The organism is Labrys sp. F242 (assembly GCF_057813875.1).
Genome location: NZ_JBVASG010000001.1, coordinates 2335372 through 2350544, shown reverse-complemented (window position 1 = coordinate 2350544; position 15173 = coordinate 2335372). Strand labels below are relative to the sequence as shown.

General features: G+C 61.4%; 19 protein-coding genes and 1 tRNA gene. 5 read left to right on the top strand and 15 right to left on the bottom strand.

Going from position 1 to position 15173, the window contains the following annotated elements:
• Positions 1-9: 9 nt before the first annotated feature.
• The 7 genes from aat to ACZYTC_RS11060 form a co-directional block, all read right to left on the bottom strand.
• Positions 10-678 (bottom strand): leucyl/phenylalanyl-tRNA--protein transferase, encoded by a 669-nt coding sequence (gene aat, locus ACZYTC_RS11090; RefSeq protein ID WP_434956025.1) that lies wholly within the window; start codon positions 676-678, stop codon positions 10-12.
• Between the two features lie 11 nt (positions 679-689).
• Positions 690-2048 carry an acetyl-CoA carboxylase biotin carboxylase subunit gene (accC, locus tag ACZYTC_RS11085; protein ID WP_434956026.1) on the bottom strand — a complete coding sequence of 453 codons (1359 nt, stop codon included), beginning with the start codon at positions 2046-2048 and terminating at the stop codon, positions 690-692.
• A 5-nt stretch (positions 2049-2053) separates the two neighbouring features.
• Positions 2054-2518, bottom strand: coding sequence for an acetyl-CoA carboxylase biotin carboxyl carrier protein (gene accB, locus ACZYTC_RS11080; RefSeq protein WP_434959625.1), 465 nt, complete (start codon positions 2516-2518; stop codon positions 2054-2056).
• 40 nt (positions 2519-2558) lie between these two features.
• On the bottom strand, positions 2559-3002 hold the full coding sequence (aroQ, locus tag ACZYTC_RS11075) for a type II 3-dehydroquinate dehydratase (protein WP_434956027.1): 444 nt from the start codon (positions 3000-3002) through the stop codon (positions 2559-2561).
• Between the two features lie 147 nt (positions 3003-3149).
• Positions 3150-3914 carry a DsbA family protein gene (locus ACZYTC_RS11070; protein ID WP_454813643.1) on the bottom strand — a complete coding sequence of 255 codons (765 nt, stop codon included), beginning with the start codon at positions 3912-3914 and terminating at the stop codon, positions 3150-3152.
• Positions 3915-4134: 220 nt separating this feature from the next.
• Positions 4135-4665 (bottom strand): YceD family protein, encoded by a 531-nt coding sequence (locus tag ACZYTC_RS11065; RefSeq protein ID WP_488989604.1) that lies wholly within the window; start codon positions 4663-4665, stop codon positions 4135-4137.
• The gene (locus ACZYTC_RS11060) at positions 4662-5207 is read right to left on the bottom strand and encodes a ubiquinol-cytochrome C chaperone family protein (RefSeq protein ID WP_488989603.1); all 546 of its coding nucleotides are present in this window, start codon (positions 5205-5207) and stop codon (positions 4662-4664) included. The genes ACZYTC_RS11065 and ACZYTC_RS11060 overlap by 4 nt, the downstream gene beginning before the upstream one ends.
• Positions 5208-5425: 218 nt before the next feature.
• Between ACZYTC_RS11060 and ACZYTC_RS11055 the strand changes: the two genes are divergently transcribed.
• The gene (locus ACZYTC_RS11055; RefSeq protein WP_434956031.1) at positions 5426-5902 is read left to right on the top strand and encodes an outer membrane protein assembly factor BamE; all 477 of its coding nucleotides are present in this window, start codon (positions 5426-5428) and stop codon (positions 5900-5902) included.
• A gap of 86 nt (positions 5903-5988) precedes the next feature.
• Here the strand turns inward: ACZYTC_RS11055 and ACZYTC_RS11050 are convergent, their stop codons facing one another.
• Both ACZYTC_RS11050 and ACZYTC_RS11045 read right to left on the bottom strand, forming a co-directional pair.
• The gene (locus ACZYTC_RS11050; RefSeq protein ID WP_488989602.1) at positions 5989-6399 is read right to left on the bottom strand and encodes a GtrA family protein; all 411 of its coding nucleotides are present in this window, start codon (positions 6397-6399) and stop codon (positions 5989-5991) included.
• 19 nt (positions 6400-6418) lie between these two features.
• Positions 6419-7348: a glycosyltransferase family 2 protein gene (locus tag ACZYTC_RS11045; protein ID WP_488989601.1), complete on the bottom strand. Its 930-nt coding sequence runs from the start codon at positions 7346-7348 to the stop codon at positions 6419-6421.
• A 552-nt stretch (positions 7349-7900) separates the two neighbouring features.
• Here ACZYTC_RS11045 and ACZYTC_RS11040 point away from each other — a divergent pair.
• Positions 7901-8113 carry a cold-shock protein gene (locus ACZYTC_RS11040; RefSeq protein WP_434956034.1) on the top strand — a complete coding sequence of 71 codons (213 nt, stop codon included), beginning with the start codon at positions 7901-7903 and terminating at the stop codon, positions 8111-8113.
• 241 nt (positions 8114-8354) lie between these two features.
• On the top strand, positions 8355-8534 hold the full coding sequence (locus tag ACZYTC_RS11035) for a hypothetical protein (protein WP_488989600.1): 180 nt from the start codon (positions 8355-8357) through the stop codon (positions 8532-8534).
• 285 nt (positions 8535-8819) lie between these two features.
• Here the strand turns inward: ACZYTC_RS11035 and ACZYTC_RS11030 are convergent, their stop codons facing one another.
• The 4 genes from ACZYTC_RS11030 to ACZYTC_RS11015 form a co-directional block, all read right to left on the bottom strand.
• The gene (locus ACZYTC_RS11030; protein ID WP_488989599.1) at positions 8820-9116 is read right to left on the bottom strand and encodes a hypothetical protein; all 297 of its coding nucleotides are present in this window, start codon (positions 9114-9116) and stop codon (positions 8820-8822) included.
• Positions 9113-9529, bottom strand: a complete 417-nt coding sequence (locus ACZYTC_RS11025) for a hypothetical protein (protein WP_488989598.1) — start codon at positions 9527-9529, stop codon at positions 9113-9115. The genes ACZYTC_RS11030 and ACZYTC_RS11025 overlap by 4 nt, the downstream gene beginning before the upstream one ends.
• A gap of 125 nt (positions 9530-9654) precedes the next feature.
• Entirely contained in the window at positions 9655-9918 is a 264-nt protein-coding gene (locus ACZYTC_RS11020) for a putative quinol monooxygenase (RefSeq protein ID WP_488989996.1), read from the bottom strand.
• Positions 9919-10057: 139 nt separating this feature from the next.
• Positions 10058-10135, bottom strand: a tRNA-Pro gene (locus ACZYTC_RS11015).
• Positions 10136-10397: 262 nt separating this feature from the next.
• Here ACZYTC_RS11015 and ACZYTC_RS11010 point away from each other — a divergent pair.
• Positions 10398-10787 (top strand): hypothetical protein, encoded by a 390-nt coding sequence (locus ACZYTC_RS11010; protein WP_488989597.1) that lies wholly within the window; start codon positions 10398-10400, stop codon positions 10785-10787.
• Between the two features lie 160 nt (positions 10788-10947).
• Here the strand turns inward: ACZYTC_RS11010 and ACZYTC_RS11005 are convergent, their stop codons facing one another.
• Entirely contained in the window at positions 10948-11286 is a 339-nt protein-coding gene (locus ACZYTC_RS11005) for a GCG_CRPN prefix-to-repeats domain-containing protein (protein WP_454813653.1), read from the bottom strand.
• A gap of 111 nt (positions 11287-11397) precedes the next feature.
• Positions 11398-12825 carry a siroheme synthase CysG gene (gene cysG, locus ACZYTC_RS11000; protein WP_434956041.1) on the bottom strand — a complete coding sequence of 476 codons (1428 nt, stop codon included), beginning with the start codon at positions 12823-12825 and terminating at the stop codon, positions 11398-11400.
• 973 nt (positions 12826-13798) lie between these two features.
• On the opposite strand from cysG, the gene proS reads away from it, so the two are divergent.
• Positions 13799-15118, top strand: coding sequence for a proline--tRNA ligase (gene proS / locus ACZYTC_RS10995; protein ID WP_434956042.1), 1320 nt, complete (start codon positions 13799-13801; stop codon positions 15116-15118).
• Positions 15119-15173: the final 55 nt, after the last annotated feature.

Below are 15173 nucleotides of genomic sequence, written 5' to 3'. Positions count from 1 at the left end.
CCGGCAGGCTCAATCGGCCAGTACGGCCAGAATTTCAGCGCCGCTCCTGGCCTCTTCCTTTGGCCAGGCGAGAAAATCACCGTCCTCGGCGAGAGCGTCATCCAACAGTTGATGATAGAGGGAGCGCGGCAGTTCGATGGCGCCGAGGCTGGTCAGGTGGTCGGTGACGAACTGGGTGTCGAGCAGCTGGTAGCCGCCATGGCGCAATCTTGCCACCAGATGAGCCAAGGCGACTTTCGAGGCGTCGCTCTCGCGATGGAACATGCTTTCGCCGAAAAAGGCGCCCCCAAGGTCGACACCGTAGAGGCCACCAACCAGCTGGCCGCCGCGATAGGCCTCGACCGTGTGGCAATGCCCCAGCCGGAACAATTCGCCATAGAGCCGACGGATCGAGGCGTTGATCCAAGTGGTGCGACGCCCCGGCGCGGATTGCGCGCAGCCATCGATCACCGCCTCGAAATCGCGATCCACCACGATCTCGAAACGGTCGGAACGGATGGTGCGGGCGAGGCGATGGGAGATGATCAGGCCATCGAGCGGAACGACGCCGCGAAACTCCGGCTCGACCCAATAGAGGCCTGGATCATCGACGCTCTCGGCCATCGGGAAGATGCCGCAGGCATAGGCCTTGAGCAGGACCTGCGGCGTGATCTCCAGATTGATCTCAGCGCCCGACATGGCGGAAAAGCCTAGACGCTGTCGCTCATGCCGCCGGCCTCGAGGAACTTCTCGAGCCAGTGAATGTCGTAGAGGCCGTTCTGGATGTCCGCGTTGCGCACCAGGGTGCGGAACAGGGGCAGGGTGGTCTCCACGCCATCGACCACGAATTCGTCGATAGCCCGGCGCAGACGCATCAGGCACTCGGTGCGCGTGCGGCCGTGCACGATGAGCTTGCCGATCAGCGAATCATAATAGGGCGGGATCTTGTAGCCTTGATAGACCGCCGAATCGACGCGTACGCCGAGCCCGCCCGGCGGATGGAAATAGCTGATCGTGCCAGGGGAAGGCCGGAAGGTCGCGGCATTCTCGGCATTGATGCGGCACTCGATGGCATGGCCTTCGATCTGCACGTCCGACTGCTTGATCGACAGCGGCGAACCGGCGGCGATCTTGATCTGCTCGTTGACGAGATCGATGCCGGTAATCATCTCGGTCACCGGATGTTCCACCTGGATGCGCGTGTTCATTTCGATGAAATAGAACTCGCCATTCTCATAGAGGAACTCGATGGTGCCGGCGCCGACATAGCCGAGTTCGATCATCGCCTTGGCGACGATATCGCCGATCTTGCTGCGCTGGGCGGCATTGAGAGCTGGGGAGGGGCCTTCCTCCCATACCTTTTGGTGTCGGCGCTGCAGCGAACAGTCGCGCTCGCCCAGATGAATGGCATGGCCCTGGCCATCGCCGAGCACCTGCAATTCGATGTGGCGGGGCTTTTGCAGGTATTTCTCGAGATAGACCGCGTCGTCGCCAAACGCTGCCAGAGCTTCGGCGCGGGCGGTGGCGAGAGCGTCGGACAAATCCTCGGCCGTCAACGCGACCTTCATGCCGCGGCCACCGCCACCGGCGGCTGCCTTGACCAGCACGGGATAGCCGATCTCGGCGGCGATGCGGGCCGCGTCGACGTCATTGGTGACGCCACCATCCGAGCCGGGAACGCAGGGGATGCCGAGGCGTTTGGCGGTGCGCTTGGCCTCGATCTTGTCGCCCATCATGCGGATATGCTCGGCCTTGGGGCCGATGAAGGCGATGTTGTGCTGATCGAGTATATCGGCGAAGCGGGCGTTTTCCGACAGGAAGCCGTAGCCCGGATGCACTGCTTCAGCGCCGGTAATCTCACAGGCGGCAATCAGAGCGGGGATGTTGAGATAGCTCTCGCGTGCCGGCGGGGGTCCAATGCAGACGCTTTCGTCCGCCAGCTTGACATGCATGGCATCGGCGTCGGCGGTGGAATGGACGGCCACCGTCTTGATGCCGAGTTCCTTGCAGGCGCGCAGCACGCGCAGGGCGATCTCGCCGCGGTTCGCGATCAGGATCTTGTCAAACATTCCCGTCACTCGATGATCATCAGCGGCTGGCCGTATTCGACCGGCTGCTTGTCTTCGATGAACAAGGTGGTCACCGTTCCAGAACGCGGCGCGATGATGTCGTTGAAGGTCTTCATGGCTTCCACGATCAGTACGCGATCGCCCTGGTTGACCTTGCTGCCGATCTCCACGAAGGCCTTGGCGCCCGGTGCGGCGCCGAGAAAGGCGGTACCCACCATCGGCGATTTCAGCACGCCGGGATGATTGGCCGGGTCGGCGGCGGCCGGCACTGCGGCGACGACGGCGGCCGGTGCGGCAACGCTCACCGCTGGCGCGCCCACCGGCACGGTGGCCGTGACGTTGATCTGCCGCGCCACCCGGATACGCAGGTCAGCCTGCTGCACCTCGATTTCGGTAAGATCCGTCTCCGTGAGGAGATTGGCGAGTTCCCGGATAATCTCGGGATCAATCCCCGATTTGGTTCGCGACATCGTCATGCCTTGCGTTTCCGCGGGGCCGAGGCCCCGTCATTCATTGAGCCGATACGCTCGAAGCCAGTGCTTCGAGGGCAAGTTCATAGCCCTTGGGGCCAAATCCGCAGATCACGCCCTTGGCGGCCGGCGAGACCCAGGAGTGGTGCCGGAAGCTTTCGCGCGCGAACACGTTGGATAGATGCAGTTCGATTACCGGCAGGCTAACAGCCTTGATCGCATCGTGCAGAGCGATCGAGGTGTGGGTGAGCGCGCCGGGATTGATGATCAATCCGACTGCTCCCTTGTGATAAGCCTCGTGCACCCAGTCGAGCAGCACGCCCTCGTGGTTGGTCTGCCGGAATTCGACGGTCAGGCCCAATTGTTCCGCGCGCGCCCGGGCCAACGTCTCGATACCGCCGAGGTCGAGCGTGCCGTAGACGGACGTTTCACGCACACCCAGCATATTGAGATTGGGGCCATTCAGAATGTAGACGAGCGCCATGCTTGCCAATCGGACCATAAATTGAAAGCCCGAAGCGTGCTGCAACGGGCCTTTTGCTGCGAACGCTCCTTATAGGGCGCTCGATCCAGGAAGGCAAAGCCGGCGGTGAAAAACCGCCTGCTTTGCACGCAGAAGGTTCTGTCCGGCTCAGCCGCAGGCGGTCTGGCCGCATTTGCGCAGCGAATCGATCTTGGATTTCAAGGCGTCGTAGCCGACTGCGCCGGGCGTGATCTCGCTGCCGAGCACATAGGAGGGCGTGCCGTTGATGCCCAGTGCTTCGCCGAGGCGCATGGTGCTGGCGAGCCCCTGCAGCAAGGCCGGATCCTTCATGTCGGCCTGCAGCTTGGTCATGTCGACACCGGAGTCCTCCGCCACCTGCAGCGCCCGATCCTTGCCGACGGCGCCGCGGGTGGTCAGCAGGGTCTGATGAAACTGCATGAACTTGTCACCCTGCAACTGCTTCTTGACGGCGAGGGCAACCACGGCGGCTTCCTTGGAGCCTTCGCTCAGGATCGGGTAATCGCGCAGCACCACCTTGAGCTTCTTGTCGGTATCGAGCAGCTTGACCATGTCGGCGAGGCCGCGCTTGCAGTAGCCGCAATTGTAGTCGAAGAATTCGACCAGCGTGACATCGCCCTGAGGGTTGCCCAGTACGGCGTTCTGCGACCCGTTGAGGATGGTATCCATGCTGTCGGAGAGCAGCTTCTTCTGGCGCTCGGACGCCGCCGCTTCCTGTTTGGCCTGCATGGCGTTGATGGCGTCGACGATGACCTCGGGATGCTCCATCAGGTAATTCTTGACGATCGCCTCGACCGCCGGCTTGTCCAGCGGTTCGGCAGCGAAGACGGGCTGGCCGGATGCCAGCAAGCCAACGCCGAGTGCAACCCCGGCCATCAGACGCTTCAACGACATTTACTTCTCCAAAAGGCAGAAATTCATACGGTGTGGATAGGTCCAGGCCCGTAACGGATCAATGAATCGCGGCTCCAGGACGTGCGATCTCACACAATCGTGTTCGATCAAAGGCGTTTGCTACGGCTTTTGCCCGTTGCCGGGCACGGCAGGTTTCGCAAAGACGCATCGAAACAAGGAGCCGGAGCAAAGCGCATTTTAACAAAAACGTCCTTTGCTCTTAAGAATCCTTGTCCTTCAACTTGTTGAGCGCGGCGAAGGGAGAGAGGCCCGCTTCGTCTTCGTCGCCCTCGAAGGCCGCACCCGGCTTGCGCGGATAGGGATCGAGCGCCAAGGCAAGGAACTCGCAGACGATGGCACCCAGATCGATGGTGTCGCCGGACAGCAGGTCCGGCGGATCCTCGGCATCCGGGTTGTGCAATTCGGCCAGATCGAATTCGGCATTGGGATCCTGCCCATCCGGTGAGAAGCGGACATCGACGGGAGCCTCGACCTCACTCTCGAACGGCTCGGCCGTGACGACACAGATCTGTGTCAGGCGGGCACGAATGGTGCCATCGACCGCCAGCCCATCCTTGCGGAAGGGTGTGACATGAAGCTTGGCCGTGAGGGCGGCGACATCAGGAACACCGAGCTGCCGCGCGATGGCCCGGCGCTCGTCCTCGTTCGTCTCGATGACGAAGTGGCGGCCGGTGGGCGGAACCTCGCGCAGGTGGACCGGACGCGAGAAGTGGGGCGTTTCATTGGTCATGCGCTCTCACCTAGGGCTGGGGTGGGGAAGGGCAGGGAATTGCTGGCAAGATTCGCCAGCGATGCATCGGCAAGGGCATTGGAGGCGCGCCGGACATAGCCGGCGAGAGCCCGCGCCTGAGGCAGTCTCGCCTCGTCGCGTGCATAGACGTTGCGCAGAAGGACCTGGGTGAGTTCTTCGTCATCGGGCTTGTGCAAGGCATTGCCATAGGAAGACGAGCATCCCGTATAGATGTCGGCGATCTTGCGCATCTTCTTGGGCACGGTGAGATCGCCCACGCCCATTTCCCGCATGGCGCGGTCGAGCTCGGCGAAAAAGCGGTCGCATACGCCCTGGGCGATCTCACGGATATCACCTTGCTCGTCATTGAGCCGGTGCATGAGCAGGAACAGATGCAGCAGCATCATGTCCATGCGCCCTTCCACCGTGTCGGGGACGCGTCCTTCGAGGAACAGTGCGGGATCGCGGCTCTGCGCCAGGATCTGGTCGTAGAGGCGGGCAATCTGCGCCTCGCGCGCTCTATTGCGAAACAGGCCGAACATGAGCTCCTTCACCAGCAGGGATATTCGACAGGGGTTCCGGGGGCGGGACCATGCCCGCGGCCCGGCGACGATCCGGTCGAAGACCGCACTCTATAGCGGACGCTCCATATAAGTGGATGCTCCCTGAGCGCCAAGGTTGAATTTCGTGCGCGAGCGGGTTACGCCAGAGCCCACGCGACGATGTGGCGAACGAGCCTGTGTGCCCGATGGAGGCCAAAGTGAGTATAGTTGTGTTGCCCCCCCGTTTCCGGTCTCCCGTGCTGGCGGCCGCTGTCGTCATCTCGCTGGCTGGGCTGCTGCAAAGCTGCGGCTCGATCGGCGAGACCAATGTGCACGGTATCGTGGTGACCGAGAGCACCTTGTCGGCGATCAAGCCCGGCACGACCCAGGCCCAGGTGCTGGAAGCGCTCGGCACGCCCTCCACCCAGTCCACCCTCGACGGCCAGGCCTGGTACTATGTGTCTCAGACCACCTCGCGGCCGGTGGCCTTCCTGTCGCCGCACCTGGTCGACCGCAATGTGCTGGCCGTCTACTTCGCCAATGGCCGGGTGTCGCGCGTCGCCAATTACGGTCTGAAGGACGGCGTGGTGTTCGATTCGATCACCCGTACGACGCCGACGGCCGGTGGCGATCTCAACTTCGTCACGCAGCTCGCGCGCGGCATGACCGCAGGCATCCCGGGCTTCGGCCGATAGGCTCAGCGCCAGAGCGAAGAAGCGTCTCCGTGTGAGGCGCTTTTTTTGCGATCGGGGATGATTCGATCAGATCGCGAGAGAAACTCTTATGCCGGCCTATCTGGAGTCCTCGGCTTCGGCGCGAAGACGACCTTGAGATAGCTCCAGAAATTGAGGCTCATCGACAGCGCGATAGCAACCGCCACGGCGAGCACCGGCCATCGTGCAAAGGGCCCGCCGAGGGTGACCAGCGCCATGAAAGCGCCGAGATTGACCAGGGCCGCCAGCACGCTGGCGGATAAATAGCGCAGGAACTCGGACACGATGTCGGAGCCGGCCCGGTCGCCGAAGGCAAGCGAGCGGTTGATCAGCCAGGTCACCACCATGGCGCAGGCAAAGGAGACCAGGCGCGCCAGACGGGCATCGAAGCCGAGATTGACCAGGGCGGTCAGAATGCCGGCATCGAAGGCGAAACCGACGAAGCCGGCCAAGGCAAAGCAGCATAGCCGCCAGCGCAAGGACCTCTCGGAAGAGGGGCTAGCGGACGGGGGCATAGCGTAAATAATGCAGGCGCTTGAGTTCCCTGCGTCCGCGCGTGACCGTGTCGAGGATCATGCCGGAAAAGAAAGCGATGATGGCCGACAGCATCAGACCGGTGGCGAGCACAGCCGTCGGCAAGCGCGGCACCGAGCCGAATTCAAGATATTCCAGGACCACCGGTGTGGCGATGGCGAGCGACAATAGAGCAAGCAGGCCCGCGACCCAGCTGAAGAACAGCAGCGGCCGTTCTTCCTTCACCAGTTTGGCAATGAGTTTAAGAATGCGCATACCGTCCTGCACGGTACGCAGCTTGCTCTGCGAGCCCACCGGACGCTCCCGATAGAAGGTTTCGATCTCGCCGAGCGGAAGCGACATTTCGAGGGCGTGCACGAGCAATTCGGTCTCGATCTCGAAGCCGGTCGAAAGGGCCGGAAACGTCTTGACGAAGCGCCGGGACATCGCCTTGTACCCCGACAGCATGTCACGCGAAGACGAGCCGAAGAAGCGGGTGACAAGGCCGGTAAGCATCCGGTTGCCGAAGCGATGTCCGGGGCGGTAGGCCATCTCGCCATCAGCCACCCGTACGCCGTTGACGAGATCGAGGGGACCGGCGCGCAAGGCCTCGACGAGGGCCGGAGCACTGGCGGGATCATAGGTATTGTCGCCGTCGACGATGATGTAGATGTCCGCCTCGATATCCGCGAACATGCGGCGGATCACATGTCCCTTGCCCTGACGAGCCTCATGGCGCACGACGGCACCGGCTTCTTTCGCCAGGAGCGCGGTGTCGTCGGAGGAATTGTTGTCATAGACATAGATGACGGCCGAGGGCAGCTGCGCGTGGAAGCCTTGTATGACGGCCTGGATTGCCACTGCCTCATTGTAGCAGGGCACCAATATCGCGATCTCTGGCTTCGCACCGTCCATCGTCCTTTTCGGTCCTTCGCCTGCCTTGCCGGTTCCGTCCTTATAGCCGCAAGCGGGGGCAGGGTGCCAACCGCCCTGCGTCATGGTTAAGGCCATTCCGGCGTGCCGGTGCGGAGGAAAGGCAAGGTGTCCACTGCTCCCGGGTGCGATTTTTGATCTGCGTGAATGCTGTTCCAGCGAAAAGTCAGAGGATTGTGTGACAGGAAAGTGAATTGAAGCGTAGTGAATTCGCAAGAGCAGGATCAGACATGTGCTGCGGAATTGCAGCCTTGATGTTCTGCTTGGAAGATTTCGGCTGGATTGGCGCTATATTGTTATTGGCGTTTCAGAAAGGCGACACAGATGCAAAAATGCGCATTTTGTCGCAGCTTTGTCTTGACCGCTCGATTTCAATGAGGCAGCCTGTCGCCATCGATTTTCGGCCGAACGACTTGGCCTCGCGTCACGGCACTCGCTGGATGCGTGCAGACAAGCTCTCACCAAAATTCGACACTCGCTGGGTCCGCTTCGCTGCGGGCTTTGGCTCTCACTACGTTGAAGGAATAGCTCACGATGAGCACAGGTACCGTAAAGTGGTTCAACGCCCAGAAGGGCTTCGGTTTCATTCAGCCCGATGATGGCTCCAAGGACGTGTTCGTCCACATCAGTGCGGTTGAGCGGGCCGGCCTTTATGAGCTGCGCGAAGGCCAGAAGATCAGCTATGAACTGGTCCAGGATCGGCGTTCGGGCAAGTTGGCCGCTGATCAGCTCCAGGCGGCAGCCTAAACGAACCGCAGAGTCTTTCGGTATACCGTCAGATTTTCAGGAAAAGCCGGCGCGCCAGCAGCCGGCTTTTCTTTTGTTTGCGATGCAGCAGCATGTGTGCGCTGCAAAATAGCGTCAAGCTTTGGTACTCGATGACGATTTAAACTTGAAGGATAGTAGGAACAAGCGCAGAATTCATGCGTTGAAATGAAGGGCTGGGTCCCTCATGGCCGGATCGGGAACCGGCTGATGGAGGTTCGTCATGGATCTGAGTGAAATGATCACGGGTTTTCTGGTTGTCCTGGTGATCGCTATTTTGATTATCGATACGGTGATTGATTGGCGTTCGCCGGCTATGGCTGCGAAGCAGACGAGACAGGTGGCTGCTCCCGGCAAACACAGCCTCGATCCGAAGATCGCCTGCGACATCGTTTGGTGCTGAACACACACGCACTGTGATGCGGTCACCGCGGCACGAGCCGTCTGATGAGCGTAGAGGCCCTGTGTTGCGCAGTCTTTCTGATAGCTACAGCGGCATAGCCACATAGGGGCAGCATTACGCCTGCGCGATTTGCAGATGGCTGACTGGCGGGATCTTGCCGCTGGTGTCATGCGTATGTGCCAAAGCATAGCTCGATGCGGGGGTCGAAGCAGAATTCCGTGTCGCCATTGTCGTTTTTTCCGATCGGCATGCTCTGAAAGTGCGATTTGCTTTGGCGGTGATCTCTCAATCCTCGGGCTTGCGAAGCGCTTTGTCATCCAAGGGGGGGAGAGCACGCCAGCCGGGGAGGGGGCGCTCACCAAGGCCCCGCGCGTAACCGCGCGACACGCTGGCAGCCAGCGCCGCAATCTCACCCTCCCGCGCGGCGAGTTCGGCCCTCAGATGATCGATCATGACAAGCAGGGCGCGAACCGTCGCGCCTGCATCGCCACCGCAAGCAGCGATCGCCTCCTCGACCTCGAGCGGTACAACCTCGTCAGCCCGACGCAGGGTAGACTTCGGCCCTGTCAGAGGCTCGGTCATGGCTTGCCAGACAGGCTGAGGGGATTGCCCGCCGCCTCCAGCAGGCTTGCCAGACGGTCGAGTTCGTCGTCGAGCCTGACATTGCGGCGAATCGCCCGTCGCAATGCCGTTATGGCATTGCCGTCGGTCCGCTTCAGTTCGCGGCTGACGATCCAGTCGATCGGGACACCCTGGGCGTCGCCATCCACTCTTTCGTGAAGGTCTTCGTCCTCGAGCCGATCGGATTGGCGCTTCAATTCTGCGATCAGCCTGTCCCGATTGATCAGCGAAGTCTGGGCCTGCAGGGCGTAACGGTAGAGCGCCAGCAGGGCCGCGCCGCTGCCGCCTGCCTTATCGACCAATCGGGCGATTTCCGCGACTTCTTCCGGCCGGGCAGCGGGCATGTGCGTGCCATCGAAATAACCGTCGAGCATGTCGATTACCTTCGGTTGAGGGCAGGACCCTATGCCGCACACATGTGCTTGTCCAGCATTTTGTTCTCTTTTTGTTCTATATCAAATCCATGATCGAAAACAGACACGGATAAACCGCACCATACTCAAACCTCGAAGGAATCCATCAGAATATAGGTGCCCGGCTGGCGCTGATGGGCATCGATCTGGGGCACCAGCCGCTTGAAATGCTCAGTACGGCAATGGGCGTCGAGGGCTGCGCGATCGAGCCATGCCTCGACGAAGACGAAATGGCCGGGGTCCTTCTGGTTGATGAAAAGGTCATAGGCGATGCAATGCTGTTCCTGGCGCGTCTTGGCGACCAGTTCCCTGTAGAGCGGAAGCACCGTATCGACGTGGTCGGGCTTGATGAAGTCCTGGCAATGACTTTTAACATCGGGAACCTGACGGCATCGGCTGCGTTTGCCGATATTGGCTCGGACCGTGCCAAGCCTACGCCTCTTCGCTTCACGCGAAGAAGGGCTGATATATTCGAAATGTTCAGAAAAATGGTCGGAGCGAGAGGATTCGAACCTCCGACCCCTAGTCCCCCAGACTAGTGCGCTAACCGGGCTGCGCTACGCTCCGACGCTCATTGAGCGTGGGCTGAATAGGGTTTTTCGCTCTGATGCGCAAGCCCCGATTTCAGTTTCTCGTCATATGAGAGACGCGAAATGCACAGGCCTGGTAGGTGGGCGCGCACCACACCAGAAATATGAGGAAGAATTCGAAGCTGCCTATGAATGCTCAGGCCACCGCCATACACTGGAAGACGGGGTCGCCGCTGGCGCGGAACGAACGCTTCCCGCGCTGCGTTTATATCGCGCTGGATTCGCTCGAGGAGCGTGTGATGAGACAATGGGTTATTGCCGCTTATGCAGCAGCCATGGGCTTTGCTTCGGCAGGCCTTACTGCTGCGCCTGCTTCCGCCATGCCGGTGGTGCCTGCGGCTAGCGTAGAAGATCCACTACTGCAAACCGTGGCGGATGGATGCCCGCGCAATTATTATCGCAGCTATGGACGCTGTGTGCCCAACAGCCGCGGCTATCGGGGACCGCGTTACGGCGATGGATATGCCGAAGCACCGAGATATTATGTGCGTCCCTATCATTATGACAGTCCGGGCTACTTCGATGGGCCGGGCTATTACGACGGCCCACGCTATTGGGCCGTTCCGCGCCGAAGCTGCCCGCCCGGCACGTATCCGGGTCTGTACGGTCGCTGCGTGTCGGATTGGTGATCTTGGCTCGACAGCCTATCTGACCGAAATCATCCGCAAATGGCTTCGCTGGCATAAGGGCATAAGCGGGTTTTGAAGCGGACGTCCCCGGTGGCTCTAAAAAAACCGGCAAGGATGGACCTTGCCGGGCTTGGTGAGACGGGTGAAGTCTCGTGCGATTTCAATAGGCAGGGTGGCAATAGCCGCCGCGCGGACCCAGACGCGTGCCGGGCGGGCAGGCCCGTCCGTAGCCGCTGCGATTGGCCGGCACCGGGCCGCGGCGATAAGCAGGGGTATCCGGGACGAAGCGACCGGGACGGTAGGCGGGGGCGGGGCGCTGGTTGGGCACGCAACGGCCCCAGCGATTGGGTACGAAGCCACGGCCGCAGCCATAGGCGATGGTCTCGACGAGGCTGGAATCCGCGCCGATGCCGGGAGTGGCGGGCATGGCCGAGGCACCGGTCGAAAGGCCGGCAAAGCCCATCGTGGCCAGAGCGGCCGCGAGAATCAGTTTTTTCATGGAGAACTCCTGTCGTTCAAACACCCGGCGGGCGCGAATCTGCGGTCCACCATGGAAGGAGGGTGGCAAATCTTTCCTTAACGGAAGCTGTACCGCGGAGACGGGTGCCGTTCAGCTTGGGCGGTCGCGCCTTGCCTCGGACATGGCCTGGCCGAACAGGATGATGCAGGGGCCGTCGAGCTGGTTGGCGGCAAAGACGCCGGCCATTTCGCCGATCGCGGTATGGAAACGGCGCTCGCGCACATGGGTGGCGTATTCCACGATGATGGCCGGCGTATCCGCTGCCATGCCGGCCTCGAGCAGGCGCGTGGCGACTTCGGCGACGACCAGCTTGCCCATATAGATGGCAGTGGTGGCGGCGGGATCGGCAAGCGCCTTCCAATCGAGATCATCCGGCAGCTTGCCGTTCTTGGCATGGGCGGTGATGTATTGCAGGCGCCTCGCGTGGTCGCGGTGGGTAAGGGAGACTTCCAGGCTCGCGGCGGCTCCGGAAGCGGCAGTGATGCCGGGAATGACCTCGACGGCAATGCCGGCGGCACGGCAGGCGGCGATTTCCTCGCCGGCCCGCCCAAACACCAGGGGATCGCCGCCTTTCAGCCGCACCACGCGCTTGCCGTCCCTGGCCAGAGAAACCATCAGAGCGTTGATGTCGTCCTGCTTGCAGGACGGGCGATGGCCGCGTTTGCCGGTGATAATGCGCTCGGCCTCGCGGCGGGCGAAATCGAGCACTTCCTGGGAAACGAGATCGTCATGCAGGATGACATCCGCCGATTGCAGGGCGCGCACGGCCTTCAAGGTCAGCAGCTCCGGATCCCCCGGACCCGCGCCCACCAAGGCGACGCTGCCGTGTGCCGGGGTTTTTTCCTGCTGCTCGATTGTGGCGAGGAGGTCGGCGCGTTCGGCCTCGCCCGGCACGCGCTCCGGATGGCGGAAGGCGGCATGGACGAAACGCTCCCAGATCGCCCGGCGCGCCTGCAGGGAAAGGTTGTGCGCCTGCACCAGGGGACGCCAGTTGCGGGCAGCCTCCGCCCATTTCTGGAAACCGGTCGGCAGCAACATCTCGATTCGGCTGCGGATCGCCTGCGCAAAGACGGGGACGGCCCCGTCGGTCGAGATGCCCACCACCAGTGGCGAACGGTTGACCACTGCACCAAACTGAAAATCACAGAAGGCCGGTCGGTCGACGATATTCACGGGCGTACCGGCCCGGCGCGCGGCGGCGGCGAGATGGGCGGCCTGCTCGTCGTCCTCGACATCGGCGACGACCAGGGCAATGCCGTCGAGATCGGCCTCGTGCCAGGAGCGGGCGAGGTGGCGGACACTCACATCCTCGCGGGCGCATAATTGCGCCAGAGCGTCGTTCGCGTCGGGCGCGGCGACGCGAACTTCGGCGCCGGTCGACGCCAGCAGCTCGGCCTTCCACAGGGCGGCCTGGCTCGCGCCGATGACCAGGACGGGTTTGCCGGTCAGGCGATAGAAGACCGGCAAGACCGCCAGCGGCGCGATCCGCGCGGGTTGCGAGACAGGGCTACGGCTCATCGATCACAGGCTCAACGTGCTCAATACAGTCTGGGGAGGCGCTGATAACTGCCGGCCTTCGCCTCAGTTCTGCCGCACGTCACACAGCCGGCAAAGGCTAAAGTAAATCGATCAGGCAGACAATGCGAAGCTAAGCAAAGTTTCCCGATGCCGCCCATTCGTGGGCAAAATCGGGAAACTTTGCAAGCGTTTGATATTCTGCAGATTGCTCCTGCCCGAGCCACGGTCTCAGGCAGGAGGAATCTGCTTTGGGAAAAATCCGATTCCACCCGGCGATGCTGTCGCCATTGCGACGGAGCTTCCGCCGATCCGACATTGTCATGTGGTTGTCACGATGCGTCCGCATGATGCAACATGCCGTTACGCCAACACGCATTAAAAAAGGCGAGGCTCTTGCGAGCCTCGCCTTATTCTAGACCTCGTCCTAACCCATCTTCCTGAGACTTCCTTCACGCATCTTTGTGCTGTTTGAAGTGTCAGGACGGCTGCTCGACAACGGTTTGTTCACCGGCGGCGCCTGCGGGCTTCCTCCCAAGACTTGGACCCTGACTTCCTTCTACTCATTGCTGAGTTCGGATGCCCTGTCGTTGACGGGACGGACGCTAGACGAAGTTTTTTTGCTTGTCACGTCTTTGTGCAGCGATCGGCACAAAATTAATATCTTTGCTTAAAATTTGTGCGCGTCGTTTTACCAGGCTGCGCCGTTCGTGGGCAGTTGATGAACGAACAGGTAGCATCGCACTCATCGTGTTGTGCGCGCAAATTGCCAAATAATGGCGGTTTTGCTGGTCTTACCCTTGTGTTTTTACGAGGGATCGGGTCAAGCTGCCATGAGCTGGCGATCGGAAGCGATTTGCCGGACAGGCGTGTCTACGGTCTCGATCGGCGCGTCCTTTCATCTTGAATCGCGATTTTGCCACATGTCTTACCCGGCGCAGCAGAGGTCGCCGGCTGCTTGGAGAAGGTTTGTCCTATGCGTTTGAGCCGTTATTTCCTGCCTATTCTGCGCGAGACGCCGAAGGAAGCAGAAATTGTTTCCCATCGTCTGATGCTGCGCACGGGCATGATCCGTCAGGAAGCGGCCGGAATCTACGCATTGCTGCCACTCGGCCTGCGTGTGGTGAACAAGATCAACGCGATCATTCGCGAAGAGCAGAATCGTGCCGGCGCCATCGAATTGCTGATGCCGACCATTCAATCCGCCGATCTGTGGCGCGAAAGCGGGCGCTATGACGATTATGGCAAGGAGATGCTGCGCATTCGGGACCGCCAGGAGCGCGAGATGCTCTATGGGCCGACCAATGAGGAGATGATCACCGAGATCTTCCGTGCCTATGTGCGCAGCTATAAGGACCTGCCGCTCAACCTCTACCATATCCAGTGGAAGTTCAGGGACGAGATCCGCCCCCGTTTCGGCCTGATGCGCGGGCGCGAATTCCTGATGAAGGATGCCTATTCCTTCGATCTCGACCAGGCCAGTGCGCAGCATTCCTACAACAAGATGTTCGTGGCCTATCTGCGCACTTTCGCGCGGCTCGGCCTGACTGCGATTCCGATGGTGGCCGATACCGGCCCGATCGGTGGCAATCTTAGCCATGAATTCATCATCCTGGCCTCGACGGGCGAGAGCGAAGTGTTCTGCCATCGCGACTATCTGTCGATGGCACCGCCCTCGGCGGGCACGGATTTCGACGACAAGGCCGGGCTGCAGGCGATCGTCGATCAATGGACTTCGCTCTATGCGGCGACCGAGGAGAAGCACGACAAGCCTGCCTTCGACGCCCTGCCGGCCGACAAGCAGGTCTCCGCGCGCGGCATCGAGGTCGGGCATATCTTCTATTTCGGCACGAAATATTCCGCGCCGATGAAGGCCGTCGTCGCAGGTCCCGACGGTTCCCTCATTCCCGTGCATGGCGGTTCCTACGGCATCGGGCCCACCCGCGTCGCCGGCGCGGCCATCGAGGCGAGCCATGACGAGGCTGGTATCATATGGCCGGAGGCGATCGCGCCGTTCAAGGTCGGCCTGATCAATCTCAAACCGGGCGACAGCGCGGTGGATGCTGCCTGCGGCGATCTCTATCTTCAGCTCGGCGCCAAGGGGGTCGACGTCTTGCTCGACGACACCGATGAAAGGCCCGGCGGCAAATTTGCCAAGATGGATCTGATCGGCCTGCCCTGGCAGATTATCGTCGGTCCCAAGAGCCTGGCGGAGGGCAAGGTCGAGGTGAAGAACCGCCGCACCGGCGAACGCCAATTGCTGACCCCCTCGGACGCGCTCGTCCTGGTGGGCTGAGCCGGGTTCGCTGCGGCCGGCAGGCTGACCTCATCGACGCCGCGCGTGCCAGAGG